This window comes from Lentzea cavernae, assembly GCF_014653695.1.
Taxonomy (GTDB): Bacteria; Actinomycetota; Actinomycetes; order Mycobacteriales; family Pseudonocardiaceae; genus Lentzea; species Lentzea cavernae.
In genome coordinates this window covers 284,893-301,463 of record NZ_BNAR01000010.1, presented here as the reverse complement: position 1 = coordinate 301,463, position 16,571 = coordinate 284,893, and the positions used below count along the sequence as shown (strand labels likewise).

At 70.1% G+C, this 16,571-nt stretch carries 20 protein-coding genes; 15 read left to right on the top strand and 5 right to left on the bottom strand.

The features are described 5' to 3' along the window. Positions 1–60: 60 nt before the first annotated feature. Positions 61–507, bottom strand: a complete 447-nt coding sequence (gene soxR, locus IE307_RS30405) for a redox-sensitive transcriptional activator SoxR (protein WP_191302834.1) — start codon at positions 505–507, stop codon at positions 61–63. 73 nt (positions 508–580) lie between these two features. On the opposite strand from soxR, the gene IE307_RS30400 reads away from it, so the two are divergent. From IE307_RS30400 to priA, 6 genes are all read left to right on the top strand, one after another. After that, the gene (locus tag IE307_RS30400) at positions 581–1,243 is read left to right on the top strand and encodes a thiamine pyrophosphate-binding protein (RefSeq protein ID WP_229905218.1); all 663 of its coding nucleotides are present in this window, start codon (positions 581–583) and stop codon (positions 1,241–1,243) included. Next, entirely contained in the window at positions 1,243–2,136 is an 894-nt protein-coding gene (locus tag IE307_RS30395) for a transketolase family protein (protein ID WP_191302810.1), read from the top strand. The genes IE307_RS30400 and IE307_RS30395 overlap by 1 nt, the downstream gene beginning before the upstream one ends. A 316-nt stretch (positions 2,137–2,452) precedes the next feature. After that, entirely contained in the window at positions 2,453–3,265 is an 813-nt protein-coding gene (locus tag IE307_RS30390) for a hypothetical protein (protein ID WP_191302809.1), read from the top strand. Positions 3,266–3,275: 10 nt separating this feature from the next. Next, positions 3,276–3,911: an imidazole glycerol phosphate synthase subunit HisH gene (gene hisH / locus IE307_RS30385; protein ID WP_229905217.1), complete on the top strand. Its 636-nt coding sequence runs from the start codon at positions 3,276–3,278 to the stop codon at positions 3,909–3,911. Further along, positions 3,908–5,371: a hypothetical protein gene (locus IE307_RS30380; protein WP_191302807.1), complete on the top strand. Its 1,464-nt coding sequence runs from the start codon at positions 3,908–3,910 to the stop codon at positions 5,369–5,371. The genes hisH and IE307_RS30380 overlap by 4 nt, the downstream gene beginning before the upstream one ends. After that, positions 5,368–6,099, top strand: a complete 732-nt coding sequence (priA, locus tag IE307_RS30375) for a bifunctional 1-(5-phosphoribosyl)-5-((5-phosphoribosylamino)methylideneamino)imidazole-4-carboxamide isomerase/phosphoribosylanthranilate isomerase PriA (RefSeq protein WP_191302806.1) — start codon at positions 5,368–5,370, stop codon at positions 6,097–6,099. Before IE307_RS30380 ends, priA begins: the two co-directional genes overlap by 4 nt. Here the strand turns inward: priA and IE307_RS30370 are convergent. Together IE307_RS30370 and IE307_RS30365 are read right to left on the bottom strand one after the other, a co-directional pair. Beyond that, the gene (locus IE307_RS30370) at positions 6,065–6,766 is read right to left on the bottom strand and encodes a Clp protease N-terminal domain-containing protein (RefSeq protein ID WP_229905216.1); all 702 of its coding nucleotides are present in this window, start codon (positions 6,764–6,766) and stop codon (positions 6,065–6,067) included. The genes priA and IE307_RS30370 overlap by 35 nt on opposite strands. Positions 6,767–7,038: 272 nt before the next feature. After that, positions 7,039–7,422 carry a PPOX class F420-dependent oxidoreductase gene (locus tag IE307_RS30365; protein ID WP_191302805.1) on the bottom strand — a complete coding sequence of 128 codons (384 nt, stop codon included), beginning with the start codon at positions 7,420–7,422 and terminating at the stop codon, positions 7,039–7,041. 45 nt (positions 7,423–7,467) lie between these two features. Here IE307_RS30365 and hisF point away from each other — a divergent pair, with 45 nt between their 5' ends. From hisF to hisI, 3 genes are read left to right on the top strand one after another with little or no spacing between them, the layout of a single operon-like run. Further along, positions 7,468–8,226 carry an imidazole glycerol phosphate synthase subunit HisF gene (gene hisF / locus IE307_RS30360; protein WP_189158666.1) on the top strand — a complete coding sequence of 253 codons (759 nt, stop codon included), beginning with the start codon at positions 7,468–7,470 and terminating at the stop codon, positions 8,224–8,226. Next, the gene (locus IE307_RS30355) at positions 8,223–8,582 is read left to right on the top strand and encodes a hypothetical protein (protein WP_191302804.1); all 360 of its coding nucleotides are present in this window, start codon (positions 8,223–8,225) and stop codon (positions 8,580–8,582) included. Before hisF ends, IE307_RS30355 begins: the two co-directional genes overlap by 4 nt. Continuing rightward, entirely contained in the window at positions 8,579–8,932 is a 354-nt protein-coding gene (gene hisI, locus IE307_RS30350) for a phosphoribosyl-AMP cyclohydrolase (protein WP_191302803.1), read from the top strand. Before IE307_RS30355 ends, hisI begins: the two co-directional genes overlap by 4 nt. On the opposite strand, the gene IE307_RS30345 is transcribed toward hisI, so the two are convergent. Continuing rightward, the gene (locus IE307_RS30345; RefSeq protein WP_373306051.1) at positions 8,929–9,531 is read right to left on the bottom strand and encodes a TetR/AcrR family transcriptional regulator; all 603 of its coding nucleotides are present in this window, start codon (positions 9,529–9,531) and stop codon (positions 8,929–8,931) included. The two genes, hisI and IE307_RS30345, sit on opposite strands and share 4 nt — an antisense overlap. A 47-nt stretch (positions 9,532–9,578) precedes the next feature. Between IE307_RS30345 and IE307_RS30340 the strand changes: the two genes are divergently transcribed. The 6 genes from IE307_RS30340 to IE307_RS30315 all read left to right on the top strand — a co-directional run bounded on the left by IE307_RS30340 (position 9,579) and on the right by IE307_RS30315 (position 15,323). Beyond that, a complete protein-coding gene (locus tag IE307_RS30340) occupies positions 9,579–11,117 on the top strand; it encodes an anthranilate synthase component I (protein ID WP_191302801.1) in 1,539 nt (512 codons plus the stop codon). Continuing rightward, positions 11,107–11,520 (top strand): Trp biosynthesis-associated membrane protein, encoded by a 414-nt coding sequence (locus IE307_RS30335; protein ID WP_191302800.1) that lies wholly within the window; start codon positions 11,107–11,109, stop codon positions 11,518–11,520. Before IE307_RS30340 ends, IE307_RS30335 begins: the two co-directional genes overlap by 11 nt. Positions 11,521–11,652: 132 nt before the next feature. Continuing rightward, positions 11,653–12,462 carry an indole-3-glycerol phosphate synthase TrpC gene (trpC, locus tag IE307_RS30330; protein WP_191302799.1) on the top strand — a complete coding sequence of 270 codons (810 nt, stop codon included), beginning with the start codon at positions 11,653–11,655 and terminating at the stop codon, positions 12,460–12,462. A gap of 35 nt (positions 12,463–12,497) precedes the next feature. Next, the gene (trpB, locus tag IE307_RS30325) at positions 12,498–13,718 is read left to right on the top strand and encodes a tryptophan synthase subunit beta (RefSeq protein WP_191302798.1); all 1,221 of its coding nucleotides are present in this window, start codon (positions 12,498–12,500) and stop codon (positions 13,716–13,718) included. Then, positions 13,718–14,512, top strand: a complete 795-nt coding sequence (gene trpA, locus IE307_RS30320) for a tryptophan synthase subunit alpha (protein WP_191302797.1) — start codon at positions 13,718–13,720, stop codon at positions 14,510–14,512. Before trpB ends, trpA begins: the two co-directional genes overlap by 1 nt. A 250-nt stretch (positions 14,513–14,762) precedes the next feature. Continuing rightward, a complete protein-coding gene (locus IE307_RS30315; protein ID WP_229905215.1) occupies positions 14,763–15,323 on the top strand; it encodes a Uma2 family endonuclease in 561 nt (186 codons plus the stop codon). Here IE307_RS30315 and IE307_RS30310 read toward each other — a convergent pair. Next, positions 15,320–16,468, bottom strand: coding sequence for an FAD-dependent monooxygenase (locus IE307_RS30310; protein WP_191302796.1), 1,149 nt, complete (start codon positions 16,466–16,468; stop codon positions 15,320–15,322). The genes IE307_RS30315 and IE307_RS30310 overlap by 4 nt on opposite strands. Positions 16,469–16,571 lie beyond the last annotated feature (103 nt).

The following is a 16,571-nucleotide window of genomic DNA, read 5'->3' as shown; positions in this document are numbered from 1 at the left end:
CACGTCCGACCACACACCATCATCTGCACACGATCATGAGAAAGATCCGCAGGACACGCCCTAGACGGTGCCGCCTTCGAGAGCGGGCTTGAGCTTGGGCGCACCTGGCCCGTGTGAGGCCTGCTCGTCGTCGATGTTCTGCAGCGCGCAGCTGCGCAACGACAGGCAGCCGCACCCGATGCAGCCGGTGAGGCGGTCGCGCAGCCGGTACAGGGCGTCGATCCGGGCGTCGAGCTCCGTCTTCCACGAGCGGGAGAGGCGTTCCCAGTCGGACTTGGTCGGCGTGCGGTTGTCGGGGAGCTGCGCGAGGGCGTCGCGGACGTCCTCCAGGGTGAGGCCCACGCGTTGGGCGGTGCGGATGAACGCCAGCCGGCGCAGCACCGTCCGCAGGTAGCGCCGCTGGTTGCCCGCGGTGCGGACCGAGGTGATCAGGCCCCTGTCCTCGTAGAAGCGCAGCGCGGTGTGGGGGACACCGCTGCGTTCGGCGACCTGGCCGATGGTCAGCATTTCCGGCAACTTGCTCACCCGATCATGGTAACCGCTTGACCTCCAGCTTGGTCGAGGTTGAACAGTTGCCTGTATGCAACGGATACCAGAGCTCTTCGCCAGGATGACCGGGGACGAGAAGCACGAGTGGGCGGCCGCCTCCACGATCGACGTGCTCTGGGTCCTGTACGACAAGGTCCTCAACGTCACGCCCGCCATCGTCGACGACCCCGACCGCGACCGGTTCCTGCTCTCCAAGGGCCACGGGCCGATGGCCTACTACGCCGTGCTGGCGGAGAAGGGTTTCATCGACGAGTCCACTTTGGACGACTGGACGTCGTGGGACAGCCCGCTCGGCCAGCACCCCGACCGGGTGCTCGTGAAGGGAGTCGAGATCAGCAGTGGCTCGCTAGGCCACGGCCTGCCGATCGCGGTGGGCACGGCCATCGGCCAACGCGTCGCGGGAAGCCGCGGGCGGACGTTCGTGCTGGTCGGCGACGGCGAGCTGGACGAGGGCAGCAACCACGAGGCGATCGCGGTGGCGTCGCGGCTGCGGGTCGCGAACCTCACGGCGATCGTGATCGACAACCAGTCCGCGATGTACGGCTGGCCCGGCGGCATCGCCCGGCGCTTCGCCGTCGAGGGCTGGCAGACCGCCGAGATCGACGGCCGTGACCACGAGGCCGTGTTCACCGCACTGACCGCGCCGCACGACCGCCCGTACGCGGTGGTCGCCAAGATCGAGAAGAGCCGCTGATGACCACCATGCGCCAGGCCTTCGTCAGGGCCGTCAACGACGGGATAGCCACCGACCCGCGGATCGCCGTGGTGACCGCGGTGATCTCCAGCAACGAGTTCCCGCAGGAGAACGAACGCGTCGTGGACGTCGGCATCCGCGAGCAGACCATGGTCGGGGTGGCGAGCGGCCTGGCGCTGGCGGGACTGCGGCCCGTCGTGCACAGCTACGCGCCGTTCCTGGTCGAACGGCCGTACGAGCAGATCAAGCTCGACATCGGGCACCAGGACGTGGGCGCGGTGTTCGTGAGCATCGGAGCGTCCTATGACGACCCGGCGTGGGGCCGCACCCACCAGTCGCCGGGCGACGTCGCGTTGTTCGACACGCTGCCCGGCTGGACCGTGCACGTGCCGGGACACCCCGACGAGGTCACCCCGTTGCTCCAGCAGGCGTTGAAGGACGACGACCGCGTGTACGTGAGGCTTTCGCTGCACGAGAACACCCACGCACACCCCGTGGGCGAGGGGTTCACGACACTTCGTCACGGCAAGCGCGGCGTCGTGCTCGCCGTCGGCCCGATGCTCGACCGCGTGCTCAAGGCTGTCGAGTCCGAGAACGCCGACGTCACCGTGCTGTACGCGGCGACCGTCCGACCGTTCGACTCGGACGGACTGCGCAAGGCGGTCCAGGACACCGACCACGCGGACGTGATGGTGGTGGAGCCGTACCTCGAGGGAACTTCTTCCCATCTTGTTTCCGAGACGCTGCAACAAATTCCGCACCGTGTGCGTTCTATAGGCGTCAAACGACACGCAGAGCTCCGCAACTACGGCACGGCCGAAGATCATGACGCCGCGCACGATCTGGACGTGGTCGGGCTGGGGAGCGCTGTGCGGAGTTTCTTCAGGGGGTGAAGGAACATGTTCGCAGTCATGGGGGATGACTGGACCGGCGCGCCTTCTCGCGTCGTTTAGGGGTGGGGTGGTGGCACGATCAGGACGGGGCCTGATCGTGCACGCCTCGCGCGTCGTCCGGACCCGTCGTTGGTCTGTTGTGGACAGGACGGCGCATCTTTTCGCTGACAGCCGAAGAAACCGGTCAAGATCACGGTTCGGTGTTCGTCCCTCTGGCGGTGGCGCCGGCGACGTTCATCATGTTCGAACCGCCGATCAGTTCGTGGTCGGCGACGTCCTTGGCGCAGCCGCACGGGCACCAGGAATGATGTTGTGCGTGAGAATGCTGATCTGGACCCCGTTGAACGCCGCCGAGCTGCAGAAGGCCATGCACAGCGGCAACGTGGGCCCCGCGGCGCTCGTTCCGGTGCAGTCCGGCACGGTGCTGCTGCCTCCTCCGGCCACCAAGCTCAACGAGGCCGCGTACATGACGAACAGGGTGCGCAAGATCGGGAACGGCGCCGCGCTGGCCGTCTGGAACGACGACGCGGCGTTGCTCTACATGTTCACGACGTCGCTCGGCCGTGCCTCGATGTGGGGGTCGCGCGAGGCGGTGCTGCGGTTGTCGGCAGAGGCGAAGCAGTCGGGGCCGGTCGGGCTGGCCTTCGACCGCATGACCGCGGGCATGGTCAACCTGCGCGAGAAGGAGAAGTGGCAGCTCGACGCCATCGACAAGCTCACGGCCATCCATCCCGCGGCCAGCCGCAAGGGCGCACTGGAGCGCATCCGCGACTTCGGCCGCGGTCACGCGGCGATTCCCGACTTCTTCCGCGCGGCGGGGCTGCTGGAGGTCGCGCGGGTCGCCGAGCTCGCGGAGCAGGGGCGGGCGGACTTCGTGCTGCGGACGCTCGAACCGCCGCGCGTGCAGATGTGGCCGCTCGCGCTGATCCTCCCGTTGCTCGTGGTGACGGCGCTGGTGACGGTGCTGCTGAACATCCCGGCGATGGTCTACTACCTGATCGGTGGCCTGCTCCTCGTGGGGATGTCGGCGTTGCTGGTCTCCCTCAGGCGCCGGCTCGTGCGCAGGAAGCCGATCAACACGGTGTTGCCGGTCATACCGGTTACGCAAGGCGCGGTCCCGACGGACTAATCTGGTGGGCGTGGCACGTGTCGTCGTACTTGACTATGGCTCCGGCAACCTGCGCTCCGCCGAGCGCGCGCTTCAGCGTGTCGGCGCCCATGTCGAGGTGACGTCGGACCCGAAGGTCGCCCGCGAGGCGGACGGCCTCGTCGTGCCCGGTGTCGGTGCGTACGCGGCGTGCATGGAGGGCCTCAACTCGGTGCGCGGCGCCCGGATCATCGGTGCGCGCCTCGCCGGTGGCCGTCCGGTGCTCGGCATCTGCGTGGGCATGCAGATCCTCTTCGAACGCGGCATCGAGCACGGCGTGCTGACCGAGGGCTGCGGCGAGTGGCCCGGCACCGTCGAGCGGCTCGAAGCCCCGATCGTGCCGCACATGGGCTGGAACACGGTCCGCGCGCCCGAGGACTCGCAGCTGTTCGCGGGCCTCGACAAGGACACGAGGTTCTACTTCGTGCACTCCTACGGCGTGCGCCGCTGGGAGCTGGAGCCGGCCGATCACCTCAAGGCGCCGCTCGTGACGTGGGCCGACCACGCGGGTGACGAGTTCGTCGCGGCGGTCGAGAACGGGCCGCTGTGGGCGACCCAGTTCCACCCGGAGAAGTCCGGGGACGCCGGCGCGCAGCTCCTGGAGAACTGGTTGACTCGCTTGTCGTGATCACACGACTGCTGACGGTGGCCGCGCTTGTCGCTGCCGCCGTGGCCGTGCCGGGAGGCGCGCACGCCGCCCCGGCACCGTTCCACGACAACTTCGACAACGCCGTGAACGCCGCCCCTACCCACGGCCTGAACGACAACCTCAAGCAGCGCCAGGGAACCGGCGCCGTCACGTACAGCCGCGTGTCCGGCAGGACCCACTCCGATGCCGTGCCGAGTTCCTCGTCCGCCCAGGTGGGCCACCCGGAGCACCGTGGTGAGCTGTCGCTGCACCACGGCACGACAGCCGTGCGGCTCGACGCGCCGTCCACCGGGTCCACGATCTCGGCCGAGCTCGTGCCGGTCGCGGGTGGCAGCGGGTCCGGCGACTGGTCGTCGATCGTGCTGGCCCGATCGGCGAACAGCCGGGGTCATGTGTCCAATCAGGACGTGGAACTCGGTTTCCTGTTGCGCGCCAACGGAGGCGTGCAGGTGTTCCAGGCGGGTGTCCTGGTCGTGACGCTGCCGTCGTTCACCTCGGCCAGGCCCGACGGCTCGTTCAACGTGGTGCTGAAGCTCAGCGGAACGACGCTCGACCTCTCGGTCAACGGCGTGCGCAAGGCGATCGCGCTCGACACCGCCGTGCCGACCGAGCGGCTGTGGCTCTACCTCGGCCGTCACTCCGACGACGACAGGACCGTCAGCCTCGTCGACGACCTGTACCTCGAAAGGGTGAACTCCGACGACCTGCGCAAGCGGCCGGGTTCCCGGCTGCGCCACTTCGGCTACTCCGGCGCGCGGCTGACCACCGCCGGGGGCAACCACCTGCCCGAGGTGCGCGGCCGCAGCAACCTGAACGTGGTCGGGATCAGCGACGTGCCCGACGCCGGCGTGCTGGCGGACTGCGCGCCCGCGACGTGCCTCGTCGAGGTCGGCGAGCCCTGGCAGGTCCTCGCGGAGAAGGTGCGCCCGCACCTCGGCCGCGTCGCCGGCTTCGTCCTGCGTGGCGGGAGCGTCCCGGACGTCGGTTTCTCCGCCCGTCAGATCAAGGACGTGTTCCCCGGCAAGAAGGTCATGTTGATCGAGGCAGGCGCTCGGGTCGACGCCCTGCGCGTGCCCGCCGCCGTCGACTGGGTCGCGTTCGACGAGTACTGCGCCGGCTACGAAGCGCTGGACGCGCGCATGACGAAGCTGGCGGAACGTGCGCGGGGCAAGGAGCTGTTCCTGCTGTCCGAGGCCGCCCCCCAGCCGGGGTGCGCGGACCGGACCGACGAGGACCTCGAAAGCACCCAGTACCGGCACCTGGCGCTGGCCCAGGAGCACCCCGCGTTCGCCGGGATCATCGTCTTCGGGCCGTGGACGGGTGCCGGACCTGCCGCGACGGGCCCCGGAACGCCGGTGCCGCCGGATTTCCCGCGGGCGGCGGAGGCCCAGGAGCGCGTGGCCGCCCTCGTCCTGGGGGACGCTAGGCTGCTCGGGTGACGTTCACACTCCTCCCCGCTGTTGACGTGGCCGACGGTCGTGCCGTCCGGCTCGTGCAGGGCGAAGCCGGTACCGAGACGAACTACGGCGAGCCGCTCGACGCGGCCCTGCAGTGGCAGCGCGACGGGGCGGAGTGGATCCATCTCGTCGACCTCGACGCGGCGTTCGGCCGCGGTTCCAACCGCGAGCTGGTCGCCCGCGTCGTCGGCGAGCTGGACGTGAAGGTCGAGCTGTCCGGCGGCATCCGCGACGACGCGTCGCTGGAGGCCGCCCTGGCCACCGGCTGCGCCCGCGTGAACCTCGGCACGGCCGCGCTGGAAGACCCGGAGTGGTGCGCGAAGGCGCTGGCGGCGTACGGCGAGAAGATCGCGGTGGGCCTCGACGTCCGCATCACCGAGCAGGGCCACCGGGTCAAGGGCCGCGGCTGGACGTCGGACGGCGGCGACCTCTGGGAGGTCCTCGACCGGCTCGACCGCGACGGCTGCACGCGGTACGTGGTCACCGACGTGTCGAAGGACGGCACGCTGACGGGCCCGAACCTGGAGCTGCTGCGCGAGGTCTGCGCCCGCACCGACGCCCCGGTGATCGCCTCCGGTGGCGTGTCCACTGTGGACGACCTGGTCGCGCTCTCGAAGCTCTCGCGCGACGGCGTCGAGGGCTCGATCGTGGGCAAGGCCCTCTACGCCGGCGCCTTCACGCTCCCGGAAGCGCTTGCTGCGGTCCGTTGACCACGCTTTCGATGTGAGTGGCCGCGGCCGCGTGCGTCACACCAGTGTTGTGGAGCACGTCGGCCGCGGTCCCGTCGGTCTCGAGCAGCACGCCGAGCAGGATGTGCTCGGTGCCGATGAACATGTGGCCCATCCGCAGCGCCTCGCGCACGGCCAGTTCGAGGGCCTTCTTGCAGTGCGACGTGTAGGGCTGCTTCTCGGGCCGTTGCTTGGCCTCGGTGTCGAGCCGGTTGAGAGTCGCGATGCGCGTGCTGCCGTCGCCTGACTCCAGCTTCGCGATGGTCTTGGCCGCGAGCCCGGCCGACTCGTCGAGCAGCCCGAGCAGCAGGTGCTCGGTTCCGATCCGCTCGCTGAACCGCGCGTGGTGCCTCGCCAGCGCGATGACCCTCCTGGACCGCTGGGTGTAGCGCTCCGTGCTGGGCTTGCCGAGCTCCGGCGACTCCTTGGGCACGAACCTCTTCTGCGCGGCCTGCTTCGTCACGCCGAGGCTCTCGCCGATCTCGGCCCAGCTCGCGCCGCCCCGGCGCGCCTCGTCCACGAAGTGGCCGATCAGGTGGTCGCCGAGCTCGTTGAGCTGGCTGCTCATCTCGACGGCTTTCGCCAGTCGCAGGAGGGCGTCGTCTGCTTCTTGAGCGACCGTGACGATGAGGTCGGTCAACTGGATCACGCGTCAACTCTAGGTTGACGCCAGGTTGATCGTCAACCTCGTGTTGACGCTCCACATTGACCGGGTCTCGACTCGACGTTGATCAATCCTGTCCACGTTGAGTCAACATTGATGAGGTCAAGCGACGTTGACGCGGCAAGTCGACATGGATGAAAGACAACGTTGTCATCTGCCCGCACGGTCCCGTCAAGTGCATGTTGACGGGACCGTCCACGTTGATTCGGGCGGATCAACGTGGAGTCAACGTTGATCCGCGCGGTCGACGTCGACGCTCAGCTCGCCGCCGGCGTGATCTCGATGCCGATCGACCCGGTCCGTCCCCGGCGCAGCTTGCTGCCGAACACGGTCACCCACCCGAACACCCCGTACTTCTTCGAGATGCGCGCACGAACGCGATCGCTGGCGTCGTCGTCCAGCAGCCGGGCGTGCGCCTTGACCGACGGCCCCTGTGGCTTGCCGCGCACGTCGCACGGCCCGACCTCCACGTCGCCGCTGCGGCGGATCCGCTTGACCTTGCCGGTGTCGCGGGCGCTCCAGGCGTAGATCACGTCCTCGCTCTCGCCGGGCGCCACCCAGACCGGGGTGGGCACCGGGGTGCCGTCCTTGCGGAACGTCGTCAGCAGCAGGTACTTGCCCTTGCCCAGTTCGGCGATCATGGCCGCGCAGCGTAGTCCTCAGGCCTGCCTTGTAGGCTTTCCCGCATGTCAGTCGCGGTCCGTGTCATCCCCTGTCTCGACGTCGACCGGGGCCGGGTGGTGAAGGGCGTCAACTTCACGAACCTCGTCGACGCGGGCGATCCCGTCGAGCTGGCGAGGGCGTACGACGCCGAGGGCGCGGACGAGCTGACGTTCCTCGACGTGACGGCCAGCAGCGGCGACCGGGAGACGACGTTCGACGTGGTCCGCCGCACCGCCGAGCAGGTGTTCATCCCCCTCACGGTCGGTGGCGGCGTGCGCAGCCCCGAGGACGTCAACAAGCTGCTGCGGGCGGGCGCGGACAAGGTCAGCCTCAACACCGCCGCCATCGCGCGCCCGGAGCTGCTCAAGGAGTGCTCCGAGCGGTACGGCGCGCAGTGCATCGTGCTGTCGGTCGACGCGCGGCGCGTGCCCGGCGGCACCGGCTTCGAGGTCACCACGCACGGCGGCCGCACCGGCACCGGCATCGACGCGATCGCCTGGGCCGCGAAGGGCCAGGAGCTGGGTGTCGGCGAGATCCTGCTGAACTCGATGGACGCCGACGGCACCAAGGCCGGGTTCGACATCGAGCTCCTCGAACTGGTGCGGCGCGAGGTCGACGTCCCGCTGATCGCGAGCGGCGGCGCCGGCGCGGTCGACCACTTCCCGCCGGCCGTCGCCGCGGGTGCCGACGCCGTGCTCGCCGCGAGCGTCTTCCACTTCGGCCAGCTCCGCATCAGCGAGGTCAAGGACGGCCTGCGCCAGGCGGGCGTCGTGGTGCGGTGAAGCCCGTCGAGGTGCGCGTCGCCTCGGCGGTCGCGTTCGGCGGCGCACTGGTGTTCTTCGTGGTCGGCCTGATCCTCTGGCGCTCGACCGGTGACGCGGACGTGCTGAAGTTCCCGTCGTTCCTCGCGCTCGTCGAGCTGCCGGTCGCGGCGGCGTTGCTGCTGCGGCTCCGGTTCATGCACTACCCGGCGATGATCGTGTTCATCCTCGTCGCGCTGCTGCACCTCGTCATCGTGCTGGCCGACGGACCGGTGTGGGCGCGCGTCGCGTCCGGAGTGCTGTCCGCAGTGCACATCTACGGGGTGGTCCTGCTCAACACCGGACCGGCCCGTGAACACCTGGGAGGTCCCCGTTGAGCAGCCCGCTCGATCCCGCCGTCGCCCAGCGGCTCAAGCGCACCCCCGACGGCCTGGTGTGCGCGGTCGCCCAGCAGCGCGGCACCGGTGAGGTGCTCATGGTGGCGTGGATGGACGACGAGGCGCTGCACCGCACCCTCACCACGCGCCAGGCGACGTACTACTCGCGCAGCCGCCAGCAGCTGTGGGTGAAGGGCGAGACCTCCGGCCACACCCAGTACGTGCACGAGGTGCGGCTCGACTGCGACGGCGACACGCTCCTGCTCACCGTCGACCAGGTCGGCGCGGCCTGCCACACGGGGGACCGCACGTGCTTCGACGCCACGGTCCTGCTCGCCGGCGCCGACTAGTCCAGGTCGCCGGTCAGGTAGCGCTGCATGTTCGGCCCGATGGCCTTGACCACCGTCTCCAGGTCGGTCGAGGCCAGCGGCTCGAACCGCACGACGTACCGGACGATGCCGAGCCCGACCATCTGGGTGGCGCAGAGCGTCGCCCGCAGTTCGTGCTGTTCGGCGCCGATCTCGGTGAGCAGGTTACGGAAGATGGCGTTGACGAGGAACTGCTTGAGCGCGCCCGCCACCTCCGGCTGGCTGGTGACGCTGCGGATCAGAGCGGCGAACGTGCCGCCGCCGGTCGCGTCCCACACCGTCACGAAGGTGCGGACGATGCGCTCGCCCGCTTCCTCCACGGGGCCGTCGAGCAGGCGCTTGAGGATCTCGGCCGGGTCGAAGGGGAGCTGCAGCACGGCCTGGGTGAACAGGCCGTCCTTGCCGCCGAACCAGTGGTTGACCATGGCGGCGTCCACGCCCGCCTTGGCTGCGATCGCACGTACTGTGGCGCCGTCGTAGCCCTTCTCGACGAACACCTCGCGGGCCGCGGAGACGAGCGCGGCCTTGGTGTCCTCGCCCGCGGCGCGGCGGCCTCGGCGTTTCTGGTTCACTTGCTCCACGTGGGCCATAGTTCAACAGATGTTGAATTTATGCAACAATCAACGGCATGGTGAGCGTCATCGGGGCTGTGGCCGCCGCTGGTCTGGGGACCGTGAGTCCCACGCGTGAGGAGTTCCGCGAGCTGGCGGTCAACCGCCGGGTCGTGCCGGTGGTCCGCAAGCTGCTCGCGGACGCGGAGACCCCGGTCGGCCTGTACCGCAAGCTCGGAGCGGACCAGCCCGGCACGTTCCTGTTCGAGTCGGCCGAGAACGGGCGTTCGTGGTCGCGCTGGTCGTTCATCGGCGTGCGGTCGACGGCGGCGCTGACGGCGACCGGCGGTGAGGCGTTCTGGACGGGCACCCGTCCCGTCGGCCTGCCCGACGGCGGCGACCCGATGCAGGCGTTGCGCGAGACCATCGAGGTGCTGCGCACGGACCCGTTGCCCGGCATGCCCCCGCTGACCGGCGGCATGGTCGGCTACATCGGCTACGACGCGGTGCGGCGGCTGGAGCGGTTGCCCGTCATCGCCGAGGACGACCTCAAGCTGCCCGAGATGGTCATGCTGCTGGCGACCGACCTCGCCGCGCTCGACCACCACGAGGGCACCGTCACGCTCATCGCGAACGCGATCAACTGGGACGACTCGGCCGAGCGGGTCGACGCCGCGTACGACGACGCGGTGCGGCGGCTCGACGAGATGACCACGGCGCTGCACACGCCCGCGCCGCCGACCGCCGCGGTGTTCTCCCGGCCGAAGCCGGAGTTCCGGCGCCGGCGCTCGCAGGCCGAGCACTTCGCGGCCGTCGAGAAGGCCAAGGAGGCCATCCGGGCCGGCGAGGCGTTCCAGGTCGTGGTGTCGCAGCGGTTCGAGATCGACACGGACGCCGACGCGCTCGACATCTACCGGGTGCTGCGCGCGACGAACCCCAGCCCGTACATGTACCTGCTGCGCCTCGACGGGTTCGACATCGTCGGGTCCAGCCCCGAGTCGCTGGTCACGGTGCGCGACGGCAAGGCGACCACTCACCCCATCGCGGGCACCCGCTGGCGTAGCGAGGACCCCGAGGAGGACGCCCTGCTCGAGAAGGACCTCCTCGCGGACCACAAGGAACGCGCCGAGCACCTGATGCTCGTCGACCTCGGCCGCAACGACCTGGGCCGCGTCTGCAAGCCGGGTTCGGTGCACGTCGTCGACTTCTTCAAGGTCGAGCGGTACAGCCACGTCATGCACATCGTGTCGACCGTGACCGGTGAGCTGGCCGAGGGCAAGACGGCCTACGACGCGGTCGCGGCCTGCTTCCCGGCCGGCACGCTCTCCGGTGCGCCCAAGCCGCGCGCGATGGAGCTGATCGAGGAGCTGGAGCCCACGCGCCGCGGCCTCTACGGCGGCGTCGTCGGCTACTTCGACTTCGCCGGGGACGCGGACACCGCCATCGCCATCCGCACCGCCCTGGTGCGCGACGGGGTGGCGTACGTGCAGGCCGGCGGCGGCATCGTCGCCGACTCGGACCCGCTGGCCGAGGACAACGAGTGCCTGAACAAGGCGGGCGCCGTGCTGGCCGCGATCGCCACCGCGCAGACGATGGCGCCGGCAGTTGAAAGCTGACTCTCCACTGTGGATCGCCGCGCTCCTGCTCGTGGGCGCGGCGGGTGCCTTCTGGGGCGCCGGTTCGGTGCCGGTCGCGTTGCTGTGCCTCGCGGCCGTCGCCGCGGTCGTCGCGCTGAGCGGGGTCGTGCGCCGGGTGCTCGGCGCGGTGCTGGTCGTCGTCGGCGTCGTGGCGGCGTTCTCCGGCCACTGGCTCGCGATCGCCGGCGGCGTGCTCGTGGTGGCGTCCGGCGTGCTCCAGGTGGCGCTGGGGGCCCGGATGCCGAAGATCGGGATGGGCGGGCAGAAGACCCGAGCGCGCGACCCCGAGACGGACCTGTGGCGCGCGCTGGAGCGCGGGGACGACCCGACCGACGACCTCACCGGCGATGCGAACGAGCGCGGGCGTTCCTCGAACGAGTGAAGATCATTCATACGCGTTCGCGCATGTGACACGTGTACGGCCTTGGTCAGCTGCGTGGACAGGTGAACCCCGGTGGCCGGTGCGTTACTCCGCCGGGGTTAGCATCCCTGTAGCGGGAAGGGGTTCAAGACTGTGACGGTTCTCGAGTCGATCCTCGAAGGTGTGCGTGAGGATCTCGCCGCTCGTGAGGCTCAGTTGTCCTTCGACGTCGTCAAGGAGCGCGCGGCCAAGGCCGCCCCTCCGCTCGACGCGCTGTCGGTGTTGCGCGGGCCGAACGTGGGTGTCATCGCCGAGGTCAAGCGCCGCAGCCCTTCCAAGGGCGCGCTGGCGGAGATCCCGGAGCCCGCCGAGCTCGCGTCCGCGTACGAGGCCGGCGGTGCGTCGGTGATCAGCGTGCTGACCGAGCAGCGCCGCTTCGGCGGGTCGCTGGCGGACTTCGACGCGGTGCGCCGGGCGGTGAAGATCCCGCTGCTGCGCAAGGACTTCGTCGTGTCGCCGTACCAGGTGCACGAGGCGCGCCTGCACGGCGCGGACGTGGTGCTGCTGATCGTGGCCGCCCTGGAGCAGAACGCGCTCGTGTCGCTGCTCGACCGGGTGGAGTCGCTCGGCATGACGGCCCTCGTCGAGGTGCACACCGCCGAGGAGGCGGACCGCGCGCTGGAAGCCGGTTCGTCGGTCATCGGGGTGAACGCGCGCAACCTCCACACGCTGGAGGTCGACAAGGACGTTTTCGGCAGGATCGCGCCGGGTCTACCCTTCGAGACGATCAAGATCGCCGAGTCGGGTGTGACCGGGCCCGGCGACCTGATGTCGTACGCCGGCGCGGGTGCCGACGCGGTGCTCGTCGGCGAAAGCCTGGTGACCAGCGGAGACCCCAAGGCCGCCGTGAACAAGCTCGTGACCGCGGGCTCACACCCCGCGTGCCCCCGGCCCAGCCGGTAGGGCACGGTTGATCCAAGCGCCAGAGGAGCCACCCGATGGGCCAGTTCACGCCCACACCGCATGATCCCGACGCACGCGGCCACTTCGGCCCGTGGGGCGGCCGGTTCGTCCCGGAGGCCCTGATCGCCGCGGTGGACGAGCTGGCCGCCGAGTACGACAAGGCGCGCATCGACCCGGAGTTCGTGAACGAGTTCAAGCGGCTCCTGAGGGACTTCGCGGGCCGCCCGTCGCTGCTGACCGAGGCCCCGAAGTTCGCGGAGCACGCCGGCACGCGGGTGTGGCTCAAGCGCGAGGACCTCAACCACACGGGTTCGCACAAGATCAACAACGTGCTCGGTCAGGCGTTGCTGACCAAGCGCATGGGCAAGAAGCGCGTGATCGCCGAGACCGGCGCCGGCCAGCACGGCGTGGCGACGGCGACGGCGTGCGCGCTCCTCGGCCTAGACTGCGTCGTCTACATGGGCGAGGTCGACACCGAGCGCCAGGCGCTCAACGTCGCCCGCATGCGCCTGCTGGGCGCCGAGGTCATCCCGGTGAAGTCCGGGTCGCGCACCCTGAAGGACGCGATCAACGAGGCGTTGCGCGACTGGGTCACCAACGTCGACGAGACGCACTACCTGCTCGGCACGGCCGCCGGCCCGCACCCGTTCCCGCTGCTCGTCCGCGACTTCCACCGCGTGATCGGCATCGAGGCCCGCGAGCAGATCCTCGAGAAGGCCGGGCGCCTGCCCGACGCCGTCGTCGCCTGCGTCGGTGGCGGTTCGAACGCGATCGGCATCTTCCACGGCTTCATCGACGACGCGGACGTCCGCCTCGTCGGTGTCGAGCCCGGCGGCTCCGGCCTCGACAGCGGCAGCCACGGCGCGACGCTGACGGCCGGCACGCCCGGCTCGCTGCACGGCGCGATGTCGTACGTCATGCAGGACGAGGACGGCCAGATCACCGAGGCGCACTCGATCTCCGCCGGTCTCGACTACCCCGGCGTGGGGCCCGAGCACTCGCACCTCAAGGACATCGGCCGCGCCGAGTACTTCCCGGTCACCGACGCCGAGGCCATGGAGGCGTTCGCCCTGCTCTCGCGCACCGAGGGCATCATCCCGGCGATCGAGTCCTCGCACGCGCTCGCGGGCGCGCTGAAGCTCGGCCCGTCGCTCGGCCCGGACGGCCTGCTGGTCGTGAACCTCTCCGGCCGCGGTGACAAGGACATGGACACGGCCGTGAAGTACTTCGGCCTCGCTGACGGGGGACAGGCCTGATGTCGACGTTGTCCGACGTGTTCGCCGCCGCGAAGGCGGAGTCGCGCGCCGCGCTGATCGGCTACCTGCCCGCGGGTTTCCCGACGGTCGCCGGTTCCAAGGACCACCTCCGTTCGATGGTCGAGTCGGGATGTGACCTGGTCGAGGTCGGCCTGCCGTTCTCCGACCCGGTGATGGACGGCCCGACGATCCAGGCCGCCGCCGAGCAGGCGCGGTCCGCGGGCTTCCGCGTGCGCGACCTGTTCGACGTGGTGGCTTCCGTGACCGCCGCCGGTGGGCGTGCGGTCGTCATGACGTACTGGAACCCGGTGCTGCGCTACGGCGTCGACGCGTTCGCGCGCGACCTCGCCGCCGCCGGTGGGCTCGGCATCATCACGCCCGACCTCGTCCCGGACGAGGCCGAGGACTGGATGGCCGCGTCCGAGGCGCACGGCCTCGACCGCACGTTCCTGGTGGCGCCGTCGTCGACCGAGGACCGCATCGAGATGACCGCGCGTGCCTCGTCCGGATTCCTCTACGCCACCGCGGTCATGGGCGTCACGGGCGCCCGTGACGTCGTGTCGTCCGCCGCTCCCGCGCTCGTCGCACGGGTGCGCGAGCACACCACGCTGCCCATCGGTGTCGGGCTGGGTGTGCGCTCCGGTGCGCAGGCCGCCGAGATCGCCGGGTTCGCGGACGGCGTCATCGTCGGCTCGGCGTTCGTGTCGGCCGTGGCCGAGGGTGATGCCGCGGTGCGCGCGCTGGCCGCCGACCTCGCCCAGGGCGTGCGGTCCGGCGTGGCCGCGACCGTCTGAACCTCCTCCCGTTCGTGCAACCGCCCGGTCTTCTGGCCGGGCGGTTTTGCGTTGTGCTGACAAGTCCTTGATGTTCCTCCAAGAGGATGACACATATTCGAACACCTGATCGAGTGAATCTGGTGCTGGTGGGCCGGAAACCCCACTTCGGTATCGCTCTGACCTGCGATCGTGGCGTCATGCACAAGCCAGCCATCCGTCCGGCGTGCCACACTGGTACTCGCCGGGCGGCTTTCGGAGGTGATGCCCAGTGGCAGCTCCAGCAGAGACGGCACCAGCCCAGTACCTGCTGCCGAGACACGCGGGTCCCTGGTCGCTCGACGACGTCCTGTCGCTCCCCGAGGACAACAGCCAGCGCATCGAACTCGTCGACGGGATGCTCCTCGTGAGCCCGCTGGGGTCGTACCGCCATCAGCAGCTGGCTGGGCGCGCCTTCAGGTCGTTGGTCGCCGCCTGCCCGGACTACCTCGAAGCGACGATCGAGTTGAACGTCCTGCTGTCCAGCGGGCGCCTGGTGATCCCGGACTTCACGGTCGTGAGGCCGAGAGAAGCGGGAGTCATGTTCCCGGTCTCGGACGTGGTGCTGGTCGGCGAGGTCTTCTCGCCCAGCACCCGGCTCAACGACAAGGGTTTGAAGCGCGGCCTCTACGCCCAGGCGGGCATCGAGTACTACCTGATGGTCGACCCGGAGCCGCACGTCGTCGAAGCCACGCTGCTGGAACTCCAGCACGGCGAGTACGTCGAGATCGCGGTCAGCAAGGGCGGTGTGCTGGAAACCGAGCGGCCGTTCCCGGTGACCATCACGTTCTAGCCGTAGAGCCACTCCAGTCGTTCGTGCAGGTCCTCCGTGGTCCACGAGGCGAACATCGCGTCACGAGCCCGAGCCGCCTCCCCGGCCGGGTGGTAGACCTCGCGGCCCATCAACCGCGAGACGTGGTGCACGCGCGCGGTCCGTTCCGAACGCAGAGCCACGTACCGCGCGAGAGAGCCGGCCACGTCGCGGGAGTCGAACGCGGACGAGAGGCACACGGCGTCCTCCAACGCCTGGCAGGCGCCCTGCGCGGCGTACTGCAGCACGGGGTGGGCGGCGTCGCCGAGCAGCACGACACGGGAGTCCTGCCAGGTCGTGATCGGTGGGCGGTCGCACAGCACCCACGCCCGCCACTCGCGGGCGAGCGCCATGACGCGCGCCGCGTCGTCGCACAAAGGCGTGAAGTGCTTCAACACCTCGGCGTGCTCGACGGGCTTGCCGCTCAGGGGGTCGGTGGCGCCGTTGTCGGTGGTGGCCACGAGGTTCACGAACCGTCCGCCGGCGATCACGTACCAGACGACGTGGTAGCGCGGCCCCGCCCAGAGCGTGACGACGTTGTCCTTCAACGACTGCGGCACGTCCTCGGCCGGGATGACCGCGCGGAACGTCGTGTGCCCGGACACCTGAGGATCCCCGTCGCCCACGAGCTGTCGCCGCACCACCGACCGCAACCCGTCCGCGCCGACCAGAGCCGTCCCGCGCACGGGGTCACCTGACCGCAGCACCGCCGTGACCCCGTCGGCGTCCTGCTCGTAGGCCTCGACGCCGCTGTTCACCCGGAGGTCGACCCGCTCGTCGTCGCGGCAGGCGTCGAGCAACGGCGCGAGCACGTCGTTGCGGTGCACCACCGCGTAGGTGCCGAACCGGCGCTGGAAGCCCTCGTCGAACGGCAGCGCGGCGATCAGCCGCCCGGAGACCCCGCAGCGCAGGCGTCCCTCGTCCACGTGCACGGCCCGAGCGCGCACGGCGGCACCCACGCCCAGCGCGTCGAGCACGCGGAACCCGTTGGGCCCGACCTGGATCCCGGCTCCGATCTCCTCGAACGCCGCCGCGGCCTCCAGCACCGTCACGCGCTGCCCGGCCCGCGCGAGCCCGAGCGCCGTAGCCAGTCCGCCGATACCGCCACCGACCACCAGGACCGTCATGTCCGACCTTTCGGGAGTCCGCCCGCAGCGCGTCCGAGCATCCCAGGTCCGTGATCAAGAGCCCAGGATCGGATAACGATCGAGCGTCCCCACGGGACGCTCA

Coding starts and splice junctions, on each gene's coding strand:
- soxR (WP_191302834.1), bottom strand. CDS start 507: ATGCTGACCATCGGCCAGGTCGCCGAACGCAGCGGTGTCCCCCACACC.
- IE307_RS30310 (WP_191302796.1), bottom strand. CDS start 16,468: ATGACGGTCCTGGTGGTCGGTGGCGGTATCGGCGGACTGGCTACGGCG.
- IE307_RS30395 (WP_191302810.1), top strand. CDS start 1,243: ATGACCACCATGCGCCAGGCCTTCGTCAGGGCCGTCAACGACGGGATA.
- IE307_RS30340 (WP_191302801.1), top strand. CDS start 9,579: ATGGTGAGCGTCATCGGGGCTGTGGCCGCCGCTGGTCTGGGGACCGTG.
- hisF (WP_189158666.1), top strand. CDS start 7,468: ATGTCAGTCGCGGTCCGTGTCATCCCCTGTCTCGACGTCGACCGGGGC.
- trpA (WP_191302797.1), top strand. CDS start 13,718: ATGTCGACGTTGTCCGACGTGTTCGCCGCCGCGAAGGCGGAGTCGCGC.
- IE307_RS30400 (WP_229905218.1), top strand. CDS start 581: ATGCAACGGATACCAGAGCTCTTCGCCAGGATGACCGGGGACGAGAAG.
- trpB (WP_191302798.1), top strand. CDS start 12,498: ATGGGCCAGTTCACGCCCACACCGCATGATCCCGACGCACGCGGCCAC.
- IE307_RS30365 (WP_191302805.1), bottom strand. CDS start 7,422: ATGATCGCCGAACTGGGCAAGGGCAAGTACCTGCTGCTGACGACGTTC.